The organism is Pantoea sp. X-Soil-TKNS-1211, from assembly GCF_059730495.1.
The window spans coordinates 4,240,172-4,255,267 of sequence record NZ_AP035953.1 but is presented as its reverse complement, the minus strand read 5'-3'; the positions used below and the strand labels follow the sequence as shown (position 1 = coordinate 4,255,267).

General features: G+C 53.4%; 16 protein-coding genes. 7 read left to right on the top strand and 9 right to left on the bottom strand.

Translation table 11 applies throughout. From position 1 onward, the window contains the following. Positions 1 to 27: 27 nt before the first annotated feature. Together cpxA and cpxR are read right to left on the bottom strand one after the other, a co-directional pair. Positions 28 to 1,404 (bottom strand): envelope stress sensor histidine kinase CpxA, encoded by a 1,377-nt coding sequence (gene cpxA, locus AC6I8W_RS20090; protein ID WP_021186123.1) that lies wholly within the window; start codon positions 1,402 to 1,404, stop codon positions 28 to 30. Further along, positions 1,401 to 2,099 (bottom strand): envelope stress response regulator transcription factor CpxR, encoded by a 699-nt coding sequence (cpxR, locus tag AC6I8W_RS20085; protein WP_013511005.1) that lies wholly within the window; start codon positions 2,097 to 2,099, stop codon positions 1,401 to 1,403. The genes cpxA and cpxR overlap by 4 nt, the downstream gene beginning before the upstream one ends. A gap of 149 nt (positions 2,100 to 2,248) precedes the next feature. On the opposite strand from cpxR, the gene cpxP reads away from it, so the two are divergent. From cpxP to AC6I8W_RS20060, 5 genes are all read left to right on the top strand, one after another. Further along, on the top strand, positions 2,249 to 2,761 hold the full coding sequence (cpxP, locus tag AC6I8W_RS20080) for a cell-envelope stress modulator CpxP (protein WP_497836402.1): 513 nt from the start codon (positions 2,249 to 2,251) through the stop codon (positions 2,759 to 2,761). Between the two features lie 191 nt (positions 2,762 to 2,952). Further along, on the top strand, positions 2,953 to 3,855 hold the full coding sequence (gene fieF / locus AC6I8W_RS20075; RefSeq protein WP_497836401.1) for a CDF family cation-efflux transporter FieF: 903 nt from the start codon (positions 2,953 to 2,955) through the stop codon (positions 3,853 to 3,855). Positions 3,856 to 4,065: 210 nt separating this feature from the next. Then, on the top strand, positions 4,066 to 5,028 hold the full coding sequence (pfkA, locus tag AC6I8W_RS20070) for a 6-phosphofructokinase (protein WP_480366696.1): 963 nt from the start codon (positions 4,066 to 4,068) through the stop codon (positions 5,026 to 5,028). A 145-nt stretch (positions 5,029 to 5,173) separates the two neighbouring features. Beyond that, the gene (locus tag AC6I8W_RS20065) at positions 5,174 to 6,163 is read left to right on the top strand and encodes a sulfate ABC transporter substrate-binding protein (protein ID WP_497836400.1); all 990 of its coding nucleotides are present in this window, start codon (positions 5,174 to 5,176) and stop codon (positions 6,161 to 6,163) included. A 128-nt stretch (positions 6,164 to 6,291) separates the two neighbouring features. Beyond that, a complete protein-coding gene (locus AC6I8W_RS20060; protein WP_497836399.1) occupies positions 6,292 to 7,047 on the top strand; it encodes a CDP-diacylglycerol diphosphatase in 756 nt (251 codons plus the stop codon). 41 nt (positions 7,048 to 7,088) lie between these two features. Here AC6I8W_RS20060 and tpiA read toward each other — a convergent pair whose 3' ends face one another. From tpiA to AC6I8W_RS20040, 4 genes are all read right to left on the bottom strand, one after another. Then, on the bottom strand, positions 7,089 to 7,856 hold the full coding sequence (tpiA, locus tag AC6I8W_RS20055; protein ID WP_497836398.1) for a triose-phosphate isomerase: 768 nt from the start codon (positions 7,854 to 7,856) through the stop codon (positions 7,089 to 7,091). A gap of 120 nt (positions 7,857 to 7,976) precedes the next feature. Continuing rightward, positions 7,977 to 8,567: a YiiQ family protein gene (locus AC6I8W_RS20050; protein WP_497836397.1), complete on the bottom strand. Its 591-nt coding sequence runs from the start codon at positions 8,565 to 8,567 to the stop codon at positions 7,977 to 7,979. A 104-nt stretch (positions 8,568 to 8,671) separates the two neighbouring features. Further along, positions 8,672 to 9,418 (bottom strand): ferredoxin--NADP(+) reductase, encoded by a 747-nt coding sequence (fpr, locus tag AC6I8W_RS20045; RefSeq protein WP_497836396.1) that lies wholly within the window; start codon positions 9,416 to 9,418, stop codon positions 8,672 to 8,674. Beyond that, positions 9,411 to 9,710, bottom strand: a complete 300-nt coding sequence (locus AC6I8W_RS20040) for a hypothetical protein (protein WP_497836395.1) — start codon at positions 9,708 to 9,710, stop codon at positions 9,411 to 9,413. Before AC6I8W_RS20040 ends, fpr begins: the two co-directional genes overlap by 8 nt. Between AC6I8W_RS20040 and emrD the strand changes: the two genes are divergently transcribed. Then, positions 9,709 to 10,905 (top strand): multidrug efflux MFS transporter EmrD, encoded by a 1,197-nt coding sequence (emrD, locus tag AC6I8W_RS20035; protein ID WP_497836394.1) that lies wholly within the window; start codon positions 9,709 to 9,711, stop codon positions 10,903 to 10,905. The genes AC6I8W_RS20040 and emrD overlap by 2 nt on opposite strands. On the opposite strand, the gene glpX is transcribed toward emrD, so the two are convergent. The 3 genes from glpX to AC6I8W_RS20020 form a co-directional block, all read right to left on the bottom strand. Next, positions 10,895 to 11,905 (bottom strand): class II fructose-bisphosphatase, encoded by a 1,011-nt coding sequence (gene glpX, locus AC6I8W_RS20030; protein ID WP_497836393.1) that lies wholly within the window; start codon positions 11,903 to 11,905, stop codon positions 10,895 to 10,897. The two genes, emrD and glpX, sit on opposite strands and share 11 nt — an antisense overlap. A gap of 95 nt (positions 11,906 to 12,000) precedes the next feature. Next, the gene (glpK, locus tag AC6I8W_RS20025) at positions 12,001 to 13,515 is read right to left on the bottom strand and encodes a glycerol kinase GlpK (protein ID WP_497836392.1); all 1,515 of its coding nucleotides are present in this window, start codon (positions 13,513 to 13,515) and stop codon (positions 12,001 to 12,003) included. Between the two features lie 30 nt (positions 13,516 to 13,545). Then, positions 13,546 to 14,388 carry an MIP/aquaporin family protein gene (locus AC6I8W_RS20020; RefSeq protein WP_497836391.1) on the bottom strand — a complete coding sequence of 281 codons (843 nt, stop codon included), beginning with the start codon at positions 14,386 to 14,388 and terminating at the stop codon, positions 13,546 to 13,548. A 430-nt stretch (positions 14,389 to 14,818) separates the two neighbouring features. Here AC6I8W_RS20020 and zapB point away from each other — a divergent pair, with 430 nt between their 5' ends. Further along, a complete protein-coding gene (gene zapB / locus AC6I8W_RS20015) occupies positions 14,819 to 15,058 on the top strand; it encodes a cell division protein ZapB (RefSeq protein ID WP_208716896.1) in 240 nt (79 codons plus the stop codon). Positions 15,059 to 15,096 lie beyond the last annotated feature (38 nt).

Below are 15,096 nucleotides of genomic sequence, written 5' to 3'. Positions count from 1 at the left end.
CGGAAACGAGGGCCGAAGCATAACAAATTATTGCCGGGCGGAGTACAACGGCAACCAGAGCGTTAAACGCAAACCGCCGAGCGGGCTGTCATCGGCTTTCACCCAACCACGATGTTGCTGAACGGCTGTTTCGACAATCGCCAGACCGAGACCGGTGCCGCCGGATTCACGATCGCGCGCTTCATCAGTACGGTAGAACGGGCGGAATATTTGCTCACGATCTTCCGGGCTGACGCCGGGGCCGTCATCGTCAACATGCACGGTGATGCCCTCAATATCCACCGAAAAACTGACACTGATATGGGTATGCGAATAACGCAGCGCATTGCGCACAATGTTTTCCAGCGCACTCTCCAGCGCATGTGGGTTGCCATACAGCGGCCAGGGACCGGGTGGATAAGGCACATCCATCCGCTTGCCCATCTGCTCCGCTTCGAATTTGGCATCTTCCAGCACGTCATTCCACAGCTGATTGGCTTTCATCGCTTCGCTGACCAACGCGTTTTTATGTTGGGTACGCGACAGCACCAGCAGGTCGTTAATCATGCCATCAAGACGCTGGGCTTCCGTTTCAATACGTTCCAGTTCTTTCCCTTCGCCGTGGCGGCGGCGCAATAACGCGGTAGCCAACTGCAAACGCGTGAGCGGGGTACGCAACTCATGGCTGATATCCGATAACAGGCGTTGCTGGGCTGTCATCATGCGTTCGAGCGCGCTCACCATCTGGTTGAAACTCGAACCGGCGGCAAGAAACTCCTGCGGGCCTGATTCCAGTTCCGGATGCTGTCGTAAGTTGCCGCTCGCGACTTCATCAGCAGCATGCTTAAGCTTACGCGCAGGGCGCGCCAGGCTCCATGCCAGCCATAACAACAACGGGGAGCTGATCAGCATGGTGACGATCAGTAGCAGCAACGGACGATCAAACAACAGATTGACGAAATCGAGTTGCGAACTGGTGGCGGGACGGATGAGATACAACTGGTAGTTATCTTCGCCATCACGTACGGCAAAGGGGCCGACCATCTCTACCCGACCATACTTTTTCTTCTGAGGATGATCCGCATTATCGGACTGACCAATAAAGTTGCGGATAACCTGCATTTCGTTGTGCTGGGCGCCAATCACGCGCCCCTCACTGGTTACCAGCAGCAGCCGCTGGCCAGGCGGTGCCCATTTCTCAATGGCACGAAATAGCCGACGCCACCACATCAAATCATTCGGTGGGTCCTGAGACAGCTCTGCTTCAACATGCTGCTCAATCATGATGCCTTGCCGCTGCTCACTTTCCAGCAGCGAGGTCATCTGACGCGAGTCGAGTTTGGGCACCATCAAAACCAGCATCAACACCAGCGCCAGGGTAAGCCAGAAGATGGCGAAGATGCGGGTGGTCAAACTTCCAATCATGATGCCGAAACCATCAGATAGCCACGTCCGCGCAGAGTTTTAAACCACGGATGACCATCACGACGTTCCGGTAATTTACGACGCAGGTTAGAAATATGCATATCTATGGCACGGTCAAACGGTGTCAGGCGTTTGCCCAATACTTCCTGGCTGAGATGCTCGCGTGAGACGACCTGGCCCAGATGTTGCGCCAGCAGATAAAGCAGGGTGAACTCGGTGCCGGTGAGATCCAGTGTTTCATTATCGAAACTGGCTTCCTGGCGGCCAGGGTTCAGGCGCAGACAATCGACTTCCAGCGTTGGCGAGCTGTTATCGTGTTGTTGCTGCTGCTCGCTCCAGTTAGAACGGCGCAGAATGGCACGGATACGCGCGACTAACTCACGATCGTTAAAAGGTTTAGGCAGATAGTCATCCGCGCCTAATTCAAGGCCGAGGACGCGATCCAGTTCACTACCACGTGCAGTCAGCATAATCACCGGGGTCTGGTGCTGCTGACGTAGTTCTTTCAGCGTATCGATGCCGTTCTTTTTCGGCATCATGACATCAAGCAACAGCAGGTCAACGGTGTTATCGAGAAGGTTGAGTGCCTGCTCGCCATCGCTGGCAACCATTACCTCAAAACCTTCCATCTCAAGCAGTTCTTTAAGCAGCGAAGTCAATTCGCGGTCATCATCAACCAACAGGATCTTATTCATTTTTTATTGCCCTCCGCAGGCAAAATACCGTGTTCCTATGTCGCCAATCCAACGCTTTACGTAGTTTTACACCCCCTGACGGATGTTTGCAGCTATCGCCGTACACTAGCCCTCGTTGAATCGCAAAACGGAACGAACTGGGGGTAACGATGCGCAACTTAACCGCCGTCGTCATTGCCTCAGCGATGGTTCTCAGTCACGTCAGCGCAGTTGCTGCAGAGACGACGACGATTGACGAGATGCATCAAAATGGCGGATTGACGACTGGCAGTATGACGCAAAATCCGCAAAGCCACATGTTTGATGGCATTGAATTGACTGAGCATCAACGGCAACAAATGCGAGACCTGATGCAACAAGCGCGACTCGAACGTCCCGCTGTCAGTTTTCAGGATATAGAAACTATGCATGACCTTGTCATTGCAGACAAATTTAACGAATCGGCCATCCGCCTGCAGGCAGAAAAAATGGCTCAGGCCCAGGTAGAGCAAAATATCGTGATGGCCCGGGTTCGTAATCAGATGTATCACCTGCTAACGCCTGCCCAGCAAGCGACAGTGCAGAAGAATTATGAGCGACGACTCAATGAAATGCGTCGACTCTCAGAATTGCAGCCATCGTCACCGCTGCAAGCAGTGAGTAGTACCAGCAGTAACCAGTAACATAGTATCCCTGTTTTCCTTGCCATAGACACCATCCCTGTCTTCCCCGCCATGATGGCGGGGTTTTTTTTGTCTGTTTATTTCCTTGTCGATCTTCCTGCTAAACGGCCAATTCAGGCAGCGTTTACCCGCAAATGATAAACTTGTGCAAACGGATATGTGACTTGAGTGTCATCTGATGAGGCATTGGCATGGAACACTCCTATGCAAAGCTGGTTAACCGTGCAGCAATAGCTGCCACGGTGCTGGCAACGTTGTTATTGATCGTGAAAATTTTTGCCTGGTGGCACACCGGTTCGGTCAGCGTGCTGGCTGGGTTGGTGGATTCCCTGGTGGATATCGCCGCATCGCTCACTAATTTGTTGGTGGTACGCTATTCGCTGCAACCAGCTGATGAGGATCACACTTTCGGCCACGGCAAAGCCGAATCACTGGCGGCGCTGGCACAAAGCATGTTTATTTCCGGATCGGCGTTGTTCCTGTTTTTGACCGGCATCCAGCATCTGGCTTCGCCAGAAACCCTGCATGCGCCGTTGGTCGGTATCGTGGTCACGTTAATTGCACTCTGTTCTACGCTGGTGCTAGTCACTTTTCAGCGTTGGGTGGTCAGACGTACCCGCAGTCAGGCGATTCGCGCCGATATGCTGCACTACCAGTCTGATGTGATTATGAACGGGGCGATTCTGGTGGCGTTGGGTCTCGCCAGCTACGGTTTTTCCCGTGCAGATGCGTTATTTGCCCTGGGTATTGGGGTGTATATTCTGTATAACGCGTTGCGCATGGGCTATGAGGCGGTGCAGTCACTACTGGACCGCGCGTTGCCGGAAGAAGAACGTCAGGCGATTATTGATGTGATTGCCAATTGGCCTGGTGTACGCGGCGCGCATGATTTACGTACCCGTCAGTCAGGCCCGACGCGTTTTATCCAGCTACATCTGGAGATGGACGATCACCTGCCGCTGGTGCAGGCGCATAAGGTCGCCGATCAGATTGAACAGGCGCTGCGCAGCAAGTTTCCTGGCTCAGACGTTATCATCCATCAGGATCCCTGTTCGGTCGTACCGGAAAATCAGCAAGGTTTTTTCCAGTTTTAATACTTAACAATCATGCCGTTACGTTATAAAAATGACGTAACGCTAACAACTTTGTAAAAAAATAGCGAAAACTTGTCTGACCTGAATCAATTCAGCATCCAGCCTTTGATATACTATCTCACAACTATAAGGCCGTGCGATCGCGAGCTGGTTTTACTGCAGAGGCACTGGCGAGAATAATCCCTAGCTTTGAACAATCCAGAGGTTGTCATGATCAAAAAAATCGGAGTACTGACCAGCGGCGGCGACGCCCCAGGCATGAACGCAGCCATTCGCGGAGTCGTACGTTCCGCGCTGAGTGAAGGACTTGAAGTTTTTGGTATCTACGACGGCTATCTGGGATTGTATGAAGACCGGATGGTCAACCTTGATCGTTACAGCGTTTCCGACATGATCAACCGCGGCGGCACCTTCCTCGGTTCTGCGCGCTTCCCGGAGTTCCGTAACGAAGAGGTCCGTCAGGTTGCTATCGAAAACATGAAAAAGCGCGGCATTGATGCGCTGGTGGTCATCGGTGGTGATGGTTCCTATATGGGTGCTAAGCGCCTGACTGAAATGGGCTTCCCGTGCATTGGCTTGCCGGGCACCATTGATAACGATGTGGCCGGTACTGACTACACCATCGGTTATTTCACTGCGCTGGAAACTGTGGTGGAAGCGATTGACCGTCTGCGTGACACGTCCTCTTCGCATCAGCGTATTTCGATTGTTGAAGTGATGGGCCGCTACTGTGGCGATCTGACGTTGGCAGCGGCGATTGCCGGTGGCTGTGAGTTCATCGTACTGCCGGAAATTCCGTACACCCGTGAAGAATTGGTCAGCGAAATCAAAGCCGGGATCGCCAAAGGTAAAAAACATGCCATTGTGGCGATTACCGAACATATCTGTGATATCGACGATTTGGCGCATTACATCGAAGCTGAAACCAAACGTGAAACCCGTGCGACCGTATTGGGCCACATTCAGCGTGGTGGCGCGCCTTGCGCCTATGACCGCATTCTGGCGTCGCGTATGGGCGCTTACTCCATCGAGCTGCTGTTGCAAGGTTACGGCGGTCGTTGTGTAGGTATCCAGAACGAGAAGATGGTGCATCACGACATCATCGACGCGATTGAAAACATGAAGCGTCCGTTCAAACGCGACTGGCTGGATACCGCGAAAAAACTCTACTAACTCAGCAAAACTAAGGCGCGTTATTGAACGCGTCTTTTTTATCTCTGCTTATATTCAATCCAGTTATAACAGCTTATTTTTAATTCTTTAATCTGTGGATTAGTTTGTGTCAGTCTTGTTCTATAACGACTTCGGAGAGCAAGCAATGAACAAGTGGAGTATTGGTATCACCCTGTTACTGGCTTCAACCAGTGTTCTGGCAAAGGATATTCAACTGTTAAACGTGTCTTACGATCCGACGCGTGAATTGTATGAACAATACAACAAAGCGTTCAGCGCGCATTACAAGCAGGAAACCGGTGATAATGTGGTAATCCGCCAGTCGCATGGCGGTTCAGGCAAGCAGGCCACCTCGGTGATCAACGGTATTCGTGCCGATGTGGTGACGCTGGCGTTGCAGTCTGATGTTGATGCCATTGCCGAGCGTGGCCGTATTGATAAGAACTGGATCAAACGCCTGCCGGATAACTCTGCACCTTACACCTCTACCATTGTTTTCCTCGTTCGCAAAGGTAACCCGAAAGGGATTCACGACTGGGCCGATTTAATCAAACCGGGCGTTTCGGTGATTACACCAAACCCGAAAACCTCCGGCGGTGCGCGCTGGAACTACCTCGCGGCTTGGGGCTGGGCGCTGGATCAGAACAACGGCGATCAGGCTAAAGCGCAGGCATATGTCAAAGCGCTGTTTAAGAATGTTGAAGTACAGGATTCCGGTGCGCGTGGAGCCACCAACACCTTCGTTGAGCGTGGTATCGGTGATGTGCTGATTGCCTGGGAAAACGAAGCTTATCTGGCAGTTAACAAGCTGGGCAAAGACAAGTTTGAAATTATCACTCCGAGCGAATCGATCCTGGCTGAGCCAACCGTCTCCGTGGTGGATAAAGTGGTCGATGAGCAGGGGACGCGTAAAGTGGCGGAAGAGTACCTGAAGTATCTCTACTCGCCGGAAGGTCAGACTATCGCGGCAGAAAACTTCTATCGTCCACGCGATGAAGCGGTGGCGAAGAAATTTGCCAGCACCTTTGCACCGGTAAAATTGTTCACGATCGACAGCAAATTTGGTGGCTGGGATAAAGCCCAGAAAACCCACTTCTCCGATGGCGGTACCTACGATCAGGTGATGAAACCGTAATCGTTTTGTCATAGTCGTATCACGGTCAGCGCAAGCTGGCCGTTTTGCTTTATGGCGCGGCAAAATTCCGTGACATTCCTCACTCGCCAGGCGAGGATGCTGGCAGATGATGAACAGAGGATCAAGCCATGCAGGGAAGCCGCCGTGCCCTGAGTCTGATTATCTTACTGCTTGCCGTTCTGGTGGTCGGTTTATTACTGGCTGCCGGACACTTCCAGAAAAATTCCAATGCCTTGTGGCAAATCATCAGCGAAAAGTGCCTGCCCGGCATGATGCAGAAAGATGATCCCGCACCTTGCCAGCAGGTGGCTGTGGCAAAAGGCTACGTTACGTTGAAAGATCTCAATGGCCCTTTGCAATATCTGCTGATGCCGATCGAAAAAATCTCCGGGATGGAAAGCCCGCTGCTGTTGGAGTCTGCCACGCCAAATCTGTTTGCGGATGCCTGGCGTGAGCGGGGATTACTGGCGCAGCGCCGTGGCAAACCGATTGACGATAGTGCGTTATCACTGGCGATTAATTCGCAATATGGTCGTACGCAAAATCAGCTGCATATCCATATTTCTTGCCTGCGGCCAGATGTCCGTCAGCAGCTGGATTTGCTGGCGCCACGGCTTAACGAGCAATGGCAAAGTGAGACGTTGCAAAACCATCGTTACCAGATTCGCACCCTGACAACCGCGCAACTGGCACAGCAGAGCGTCTTTATTCGTCTGGCAACAGAAGTACCTGACGCCCGTTCGGAGATGGGGAAATACGGTATGGCGCTGGCTGCGTTACCGGATGGTCGTCTGGCGCTGATGGCGATTGAACGCAACTGGACCCGGCTAAATAGCGGTTCGGCTGAGGAGTTGCAGGATCATCGTTGCCAGATTCTGCAATAAAAAAGGCGGCTAATCAGCCGCCTCGTCAGATATCAGCACGCTTACGCGTTTTTCGCTGCCGCTGCGGCTTTGACGATTACGGCAAAAGCGTCAGCTTTCAGTGATGCACCACCGACCAGCGCGCCATCGATGTCTGGCTGAGTAAACAGTTCTGCGGCATTTTTATCATTCACAGAACCGCCGTACTGAATGATGACCTGTGCAGCCACTGCGGCATCTTTCTTCGCGATATGGTCACGAATAAATTTGTGTACCGCCTGAGCCTGGGCAGGGGTTGCAGACTTGCCAGTACCAATCGCCCATACCGGTTCGTAGGCAATCACGGCACCCTGGAAGGCTTCCGCGCCCTGAGTTTCCAGCACCGCGTCGATCTGACGCGCGCAGACTTCTTCAGTTTTGCCCGCTTCGTTTTCTGCGTCGGTTTCACCAATGCACAGTACCGGCACCAGGCCAGCGGCTTTCAGCACAGCAAATTTCTTCGCAATGAATTCGTCGCTTTCTTTATGATAAGTACGACGCTCAGAATGGCCAATGATGATGTATTTAGCACCGATGTCCTTCAGCATGTCAGCTGAAGTTTCGCCGGTGAAAGCACCAGACAGGTTGACGTCCACGTTCTGAGCACCCAGAGCAATGTGGCTACCGGAAATCGCATGTTTCGCCTGGCCAAGGTAGAGTGCCGGTGGCGCAATGGCCACGCCGCAACCCTCAACACCTGACAGCTCTTTACGCAAACCTGCGATCAGCTCGTCCGTCATGTGCTTGCTGCCGTTCAGTTTCCAGTTACCCATAACCAGTGGATGTCGCATTCTTTCCTCCGCATAACGCGATTCATGAAATAGCGCTGCTCAATGGCAGCGATGTCTGCCAGACAGTATAGAGATCAAATATGCTGCTGGCTTTGCTTTTCGTCATTTTTGCCGGGGTGATCAGGGGGTGGCGAGCGCCAGTTTTATTGGCTCGACGGCAAAGGTCAATCCCTTGTCGCCATTGTCGGCGACGACAAAACGCAGCGCCCCTTCATTACGTGCAAAATAGCGGGAACCTTTGCCCGCACTGAGCAGCGAATCGAGTTTTTTGCGTCCGTCTTCTGCTGATAAACCGGGAGAGAAAAAGCGCAGCAGGGCGGTCATATAGGCTATCGCCTTCTCCTGGGCATTCTTTTCATCCGGGCCGGGTAACGGGAGCCAGGTGATTTGCAGCGTTTTAATCTTACCGGTGCCTTGCTCCAGTGCAGTGGAGGCGTAGAGGGTTTCGTTAATTTTACTGGCCGCCCGTGTCAGGTTGCTTTTGTCATCGCGACTATCGATAGCGCGATACTCCAGCAATTGCAGATCGGGATTGGCGGCATTGTACTTTTCACGAAACTGCGCAATGGTCATATCAAAGGTGGGCGCACCAGGCAGCAAATAGGGGGCCGCGGGCAGATGTTCGCTGCGATCCTGCGGTGGTGCGTCTTCTGCCCAGACGGGAAATGTCAGTGCGAGGCTGAGCAGCAACGCGCCTGGCAAATTCTTCATTGCTTCGGTCCTAACCCAATAACGTAGCCCACGATTAGAACGGTTTTTACCGGCGAAAGTCAAAACCCACGCCGGTAAAAAACTGTCATTATTCGTGCCGAGTCCTACCAGTAATGCTCGCTGCTCATGTGGCCGGGTTTACGTTTGAAATGCTTGCGCATGCCACGACTGTCTTTCAGCAACTGCTGGGTATCGCGTACCATTTGCGGATTGCCGCACAACATGATGTGACTGGTCTCGGCATCCATTGATAATCCGACTGCCTGCTCCAGTTCACCCCCTTCAATAAGCTGAGGGACTCGTCCGTGCAGCGAACCTGCATTCTGTTCACGGCTGACCACCGTCTGAATGTGTAATTTGCCCTGATAGCGCTGCTGTAATTGCTGCATCAGAGGCAGAAAACTGAGATCGGCAGCATAACGTGCCGCATGAACCAGCACGATATTATCAAAGCGTTCCAACCCGTCCCCTTGTTGCAGAATCGATAAATAAGGGCCGATCGCGGTGCCGGTTGCCAGCATCCACAGCGTCTGACAATCGGGGATCTCCTCCAACACAAAAAAACCGGATGCTTCTTTGGTCACCATCACCTGATCTCCAGGACGCAGCGCCTGAAGTCTTGGGCTGAGTTTGCCTTCCGGCACGGTCACCAGGTAGAACTCCAGCAGCGGATCCTGCGGTGCGTTGACGTAAGAGTAGGCGCGTTGCACGCGTTCACCGTCGATCTCCAGCGCCAGTTTGGCAAATTGCCCGGCAATAAAAGGATCGATCGACGCCCGCACACGCAGGCTGAACAGGGCGTCGGTCCAGTTTTTCACTTCTTGTACTTCAGCATTGACCCACTCAGCCATGTTCACTCCTTATTGTTGATTTTTCAGGCATGTCACTATCTTCGTCAGCCATGCGAAAGATTTCCAGCCTCTGAACGGTTAAAAGGCTCTCAGCGACAAATACAGCGCACTCAGCTTCAACTGTAGCGGGCGCTTTACAAACTGGTATCGCAGCTTGACGACGATCAGGAAACGGCTTTTGCCTCGCCCCTCGCTTTGTCATTAAATCCTGATATTTTTGCCGCCATTCATAACAGACAGCCTTTTTTACTGCTGTCTTTACTTTGTTTCTCAGACAGACATTTTGTTTCATGTTGAAATCTAAAACGGAAAACCGCCTGCTACTGTTGATGCTGATTGTGTTGGTCGCCGTCGGACAGATGGCGCAAACCATCTACGTACCGGCAATGGCCGCAATGGCGGATGCGCTCAACGTGCACAGCGGGGCAATGCAGCAGGTAATGGCAGGTTATTTAATGACCTATGGGGGATCGCAACTGATCTACGGGCCGCTATCAGATAGCATCGGACGGCGTCCGGTGATCCTTGCCGGGATGACGATCTTCGCTGCTGGCGCATTGATCGCGTTGTTTGCTCCTTCATTGCCTATCCTGGTGTTGGGTAGCGCGATCCAGGGATTGGGCACCGGTGTGGCTGGCGTGATGGCGCGAACGATGCCGCGCGATCTGTATGCCGGGGTGGCGCTACGCCAGGCCAATAGCCTGCTGAACATGGGTATTCTGGTTAGTCCGCTGCTGGCACCGGTGATTGGTGCAATATTGACGAAGCTGTTTGGCTGGCATGCCTGTTTTGCCTTCCTGCTACTGTTGTGCATCGGCGTGACGCTGGCGATGGCACGCTGGCTGCCGGAAACCCGACCGACAGAAACGCCGGTGACACCTTTTATGCGGCGTTACGCCACCTTGCTCAACGATGGTAACTTTGTCCGCTACCTGTTGCTGCTGATTGGCGCGCTGGCAGGTATTGCGGTATTTGAAGCCAGCTGCGGTGTGCTGTTGGGCGGTGTGCTTGGGTTGGATGGATTGACGCTCAGTATCCTGTTTATTCTGCCGATCCCGGCGGCCTTCTTTGGTGCCTGGTTTGCCGGACGCGAGCAAAAATCCTGGCACACGCTGATGTGGTATGGCGTGAATAGCTGTCTGCTGGCGGGGTTGATGATGTGGGTGCCTGCCTGGTTCGGTGTGATGAACATCTGGACGCTGCTGGTGCCTGCGGCGCTGTTTTTCTTCGGCGCGGGTATGCTGTTTCCGCTGGCAACCTCCGGCGCGATGGAGTCGTATGCGTGGCTGGCAGGGAGTGCGGGGGCGCTGATTGGCGGCTTACAGAATCTCGGTTCTGGCCTGGTGGCGTGGCTGTCAGCGCTGATGCCGCAGCGCGATCAGTTCAGCCTCGGTATGTTGATGTTCGTGACGGCGTTGGTGATGCTACTTTGCTGGTGGCCGCTCTCACGTCATCCCGAGAGCGGCAAGCAGACGGTTACAGGATAAACGGGTGTAGCGCCGCGTCTTTACGGTCCAGATAATGGATCGACTGGATGCGGCGAATGGTGCGGGATTTACCGCGAATCAGCAGGGTTTCGCTGGTGGCGATGTTGCCGTTACGCGTGATGCCTTTAAGTAAGTCGCCGGTGGTGATGCCGGTGGCGGCAAATATCACGTTATCGTTGCGCGCCATTTGTTCCAGTGTCAGCACTTTACCCGCCTCGATCCCCATCTCGGCACAACGCTGCAACTCTTGCTCGCCAAGGTGGCGATTCTCTTCGGTGTCACCTTTTACCTGGTGGCGTGGTAACAAACGGGCCTGCATGTCGCCATCCAACGCACGGATCACCGCCGCAGATACCACGCCTTCCGGCGCACCGCCAATGCCGTACATCACATCAACTTCGCTGTCAGGCATACAGGTCAGAATCGATGCCGCGACGTCGCCATCCGGGAAAGTAAACACGCGTACCCCAAGTTGCTGCAACTGAGCAATCACCGCATCGTGGCGCGGCTTCGCCAGAATCGACACTGTCAGCTGGCTGAGCGCTTTACCCAGCGCCGCCGCGATGTTTTCCAGGTTAGTTTCCAACGGCAGGTTAAGATCGATAGTACCTTGTGCTCCCGGTCCAACAATCAATTTTTCCATGTACATATCAGGTGCATGCAGGAAACTGCCTTTATCGCCCACCGCCAGTACCGCCAGCGCATTGGCCTGACCCAACGCGGTCATACGTGTACCTTCAATCGGATCGACGGCGATATCGACCGCATCGCCCTGGCCGGTCCCGACTTTTTCACCGATATACAGCATGGGCGCTTCATCGATTTCGCCTTCACCGATCACAATCTGACCGTCGATATCGATGGTGTTCAGCATAATACGCATGGCGTTGACGGCAGCACCGTCGGCAGCATTCTTGTCGCCGCGTCCTAACCAGTGATAGCCCGCCAGCGCGGCGGCTTCGGTAACGCGGGAAAATTCAATCGCGAGTTCTCGTTTCATGGTCTGCACCTGACAAAAAACAGGCGGGCAGTGTAGCACAGCGGGGTAAAGTGGCGGGAAAAACCCGCGGCAGGGGGCCGCGGGTCGTAGGGGGATTACTCGTCCTGGTCTTCCCAAGCCTGAGAGCGGGCCACGGCTTTTTTCCAGCCAGCGTAACGGAAATTACGCTCGGTAGTTTCAATGCTCGGGCGGAATTCGCGTTCAATCACGGCTTTAGAACGCACTTCTTCCAGGTCATTCCAGAAACCTACCGCCAGACCGGCGAGGTACGCAGCACCCAACGCGGTGACTTCACGCACTTCCGGACGTTCAACGCGCGTGCCAAGGATATCAGCCTGGAATTGCATCAGGAAGTTGTTGGCGACGGCACCGCCATCCACGCGCAAAGATTGCAGGCGAGTATCGGCGTCGTTTTGCATCGCTTCCAGCACATCACGCGTCTGGAAGGCGATCGACTCCAGCGTGGCGCGAATAATGTGGTTGCCGTTAACACCACGGGTCAGACCGAAAATAGCACCGCGGGCATACGGGTCCCAATAGGGGGCACCGAGGCCGGTGAAGGCAGGCACCATATACACGCCGTTGCTGTCCTTCACTTTCTGCGCGAAATATTCAGAGTCAGCGGCATCGCTGAACAGCTTCATCTCGTCTCGCAGCCACTGAATCGCCGCACCACCGATAAACACCGCACCTTCCAGCGCATAGTTCACTTCACCACGTGGGCCACAGGCGATGGTGGTCAACAAACCGTGGGTCGAGGTCACCGCTTCAGTGCCGGTGTTCATCAACATAAAGCAACCGGTGCCATAGGTGTTTTTCGCCATACCCGGTTGAACGCACAGTTGGCCATACAACGCTGCCTGTTGGTCACCCGCAATACCTGCGATGGGAATACGCGTACCACCTTTACCACCAATGTTGGTCTGGCCGTAGATTTCGGATGAACCTTTTACTTCTGGCAACATTTCACGCGGAATGTCGAGGATTTCGAGCATACGCTCATCCCACTCGAGCTTGTGAATGTTATACATCATGGTACGAGACGCGTTGGTATGGTCGGTGATGTGCACACGGCCCTGGGTCATTTTCCACACCAGCCAGGTATCCACCGTACCGAACAGCAACTCACCACGTTTTGCACGCTCACGCGCACCTTCAACGTTATCGAGAATCCACTTCACTTTGGTGCCGGAGAAGTAGGGGTTAATCACCAGACCGGTGGTGTGCTGGATATACTCTTCCAGACCCTCTTTCTTCAATTTATTACAGTAATCCGCAGTACGCGGATCCTGCCACACGATGGCGTTGTAAACCGGGTTGCCGGTGGCTTTGTCCCAAACGATGGCGGTTTCACGTTGGTTGGTAATACCGATGGCGGCGATTTCGTCCGAACGGATGTTGGCGTGGGCCAGCACTTCAACCAGGGTCGAACTTTGTGATGCCCAAATATCCATCGGATCATGCTCAACCCAACCCGCTTTCGGGTAGATCTGAGTGAATTCGCGCTGAGAGACGGCGACGATGTTGGCGTCGTGGTCCAGTATCACGGCGCGTGAACTGGTTGTGCCCTGGTCGAGCGCGACGATGTATTTTTTATCTGTCGTAGTCATATGATTTTCCTGATGATCTAAATGTGAAACTTAGGCTTTACGCTGCTCAGCATGCGCAACCGGACTTTCTGACTTGCTGGTTGCTACGCTCGGCAGGTGTCGTGCAATCAGAGCGCGGTAACCAAAGGCACCGAGGCAGGCACCGACCAGCGGGCCAAAAATCGGAACCAGGAAGTAGGGGATATCTTTGCCACCGGTGAAGGCGACGTTACCCCATCCTGCCAGCCATGCGAAAACTTTCGGGCCGAAATCACGTGCCGGGTTCAGGGCAAAGCCAGTGAGCGGACCCATTGAAGCACCAATGACTGCCACCAACAGACCAATTAACAGCGGGGCCATTGGGCCACGTGGCACACCGTTACCGTCATCGGTCAGCGCCATGATGAGCCCCATCAGCACTGCGGTAATTACCATCTCAACCAGGAATGCCTGACCTACACTGATATGAGGGTTGGGATAGGTTGAGAAGACACCGGCCAGTTGCAGGCTATCTACGCTGCCGCGCACCATCTGATGGCTTTGCTCGAAGTCGATAAACAAACTGTAGTAAAGACCGTAGACCAGCGCCGCCGCACAGAACGCACCGGCAACCTGCGCCACAATGTAAGGCAGCACTTTGCGGCCTTCAAAGTTGGCGAACAGGCAAAGTGCTACGGTCACTGCCGGATTGAGATGAGCGCCTGAAACGCCAGCACTCAGATAAACCGCCATGGAGACAGCTAAACCCCAGATAATACTAATCTCCCATTGACCGAAGCTGGCTCCGGCAAGTTTCAGTGCTGCGACACAGCCCGCACCGAAAAAGATAATCAAACCGGTACCAAGAAACTCGGCAATGCACTGACCTGTTAGCGTATTCGTTGTCTGACTCATAATGGCATTCCTGAAGCGAGGTTAAATTTTATCAGTTGTTGTTCTCAATCCGTTGAGTCACCCAGCTCTCTTGTAGGGCTGCTGTAAATTTATCGTTAACGAGCATAAACGAGAAATAGCGAAATTGAATTCTGTGTGCTCTGTCATAAAAATGCGCGTTTTCGCGTTTTTTGTGGTTTTTTAAGTACTATTTCCCCTGGTGTCAGTAAGGAGTTTCTCGTCTGGTTGGAAAATGTGCTCAGCCTGGCGCTTTTTTTTAGGCATTAACTGAAAAGTGTTACAGACTTCCTTCGCAAGCCTTGCGCCACTGGACTTGCCGGGGCGCGCTACATACAATCGGGACATCGTTGCTGGCCGCGTCATGGACGGGCGCGCGTTGCGTCGGGTCGGCACCATCAACGCCTTGCAAGATTTAGGAGAGGTCAGAAAGATGTCATTTGAAGTGTTCGAAAAACTGGAAGCGAAAGTACAGCAGGCGATTGATACCATCACCCTGTTGCAGATGGAAATCGAAGAGCTGAAAGAGCAGAACAATACCCTGAAGAATGAAGTACAGCAGTCTTCAGGCAACCAGGATGCGCTGGTGCGTGAAAATCAGCAGCTGAAAGAAGAACAGCATGTGTGGCAGGATCGTTTGCGTGCTCTGCTGGGAAAAATGGAAGAAGTCTAAGCGTGCCTGAAACGGCTTAACACAACGGGTGCTGATGG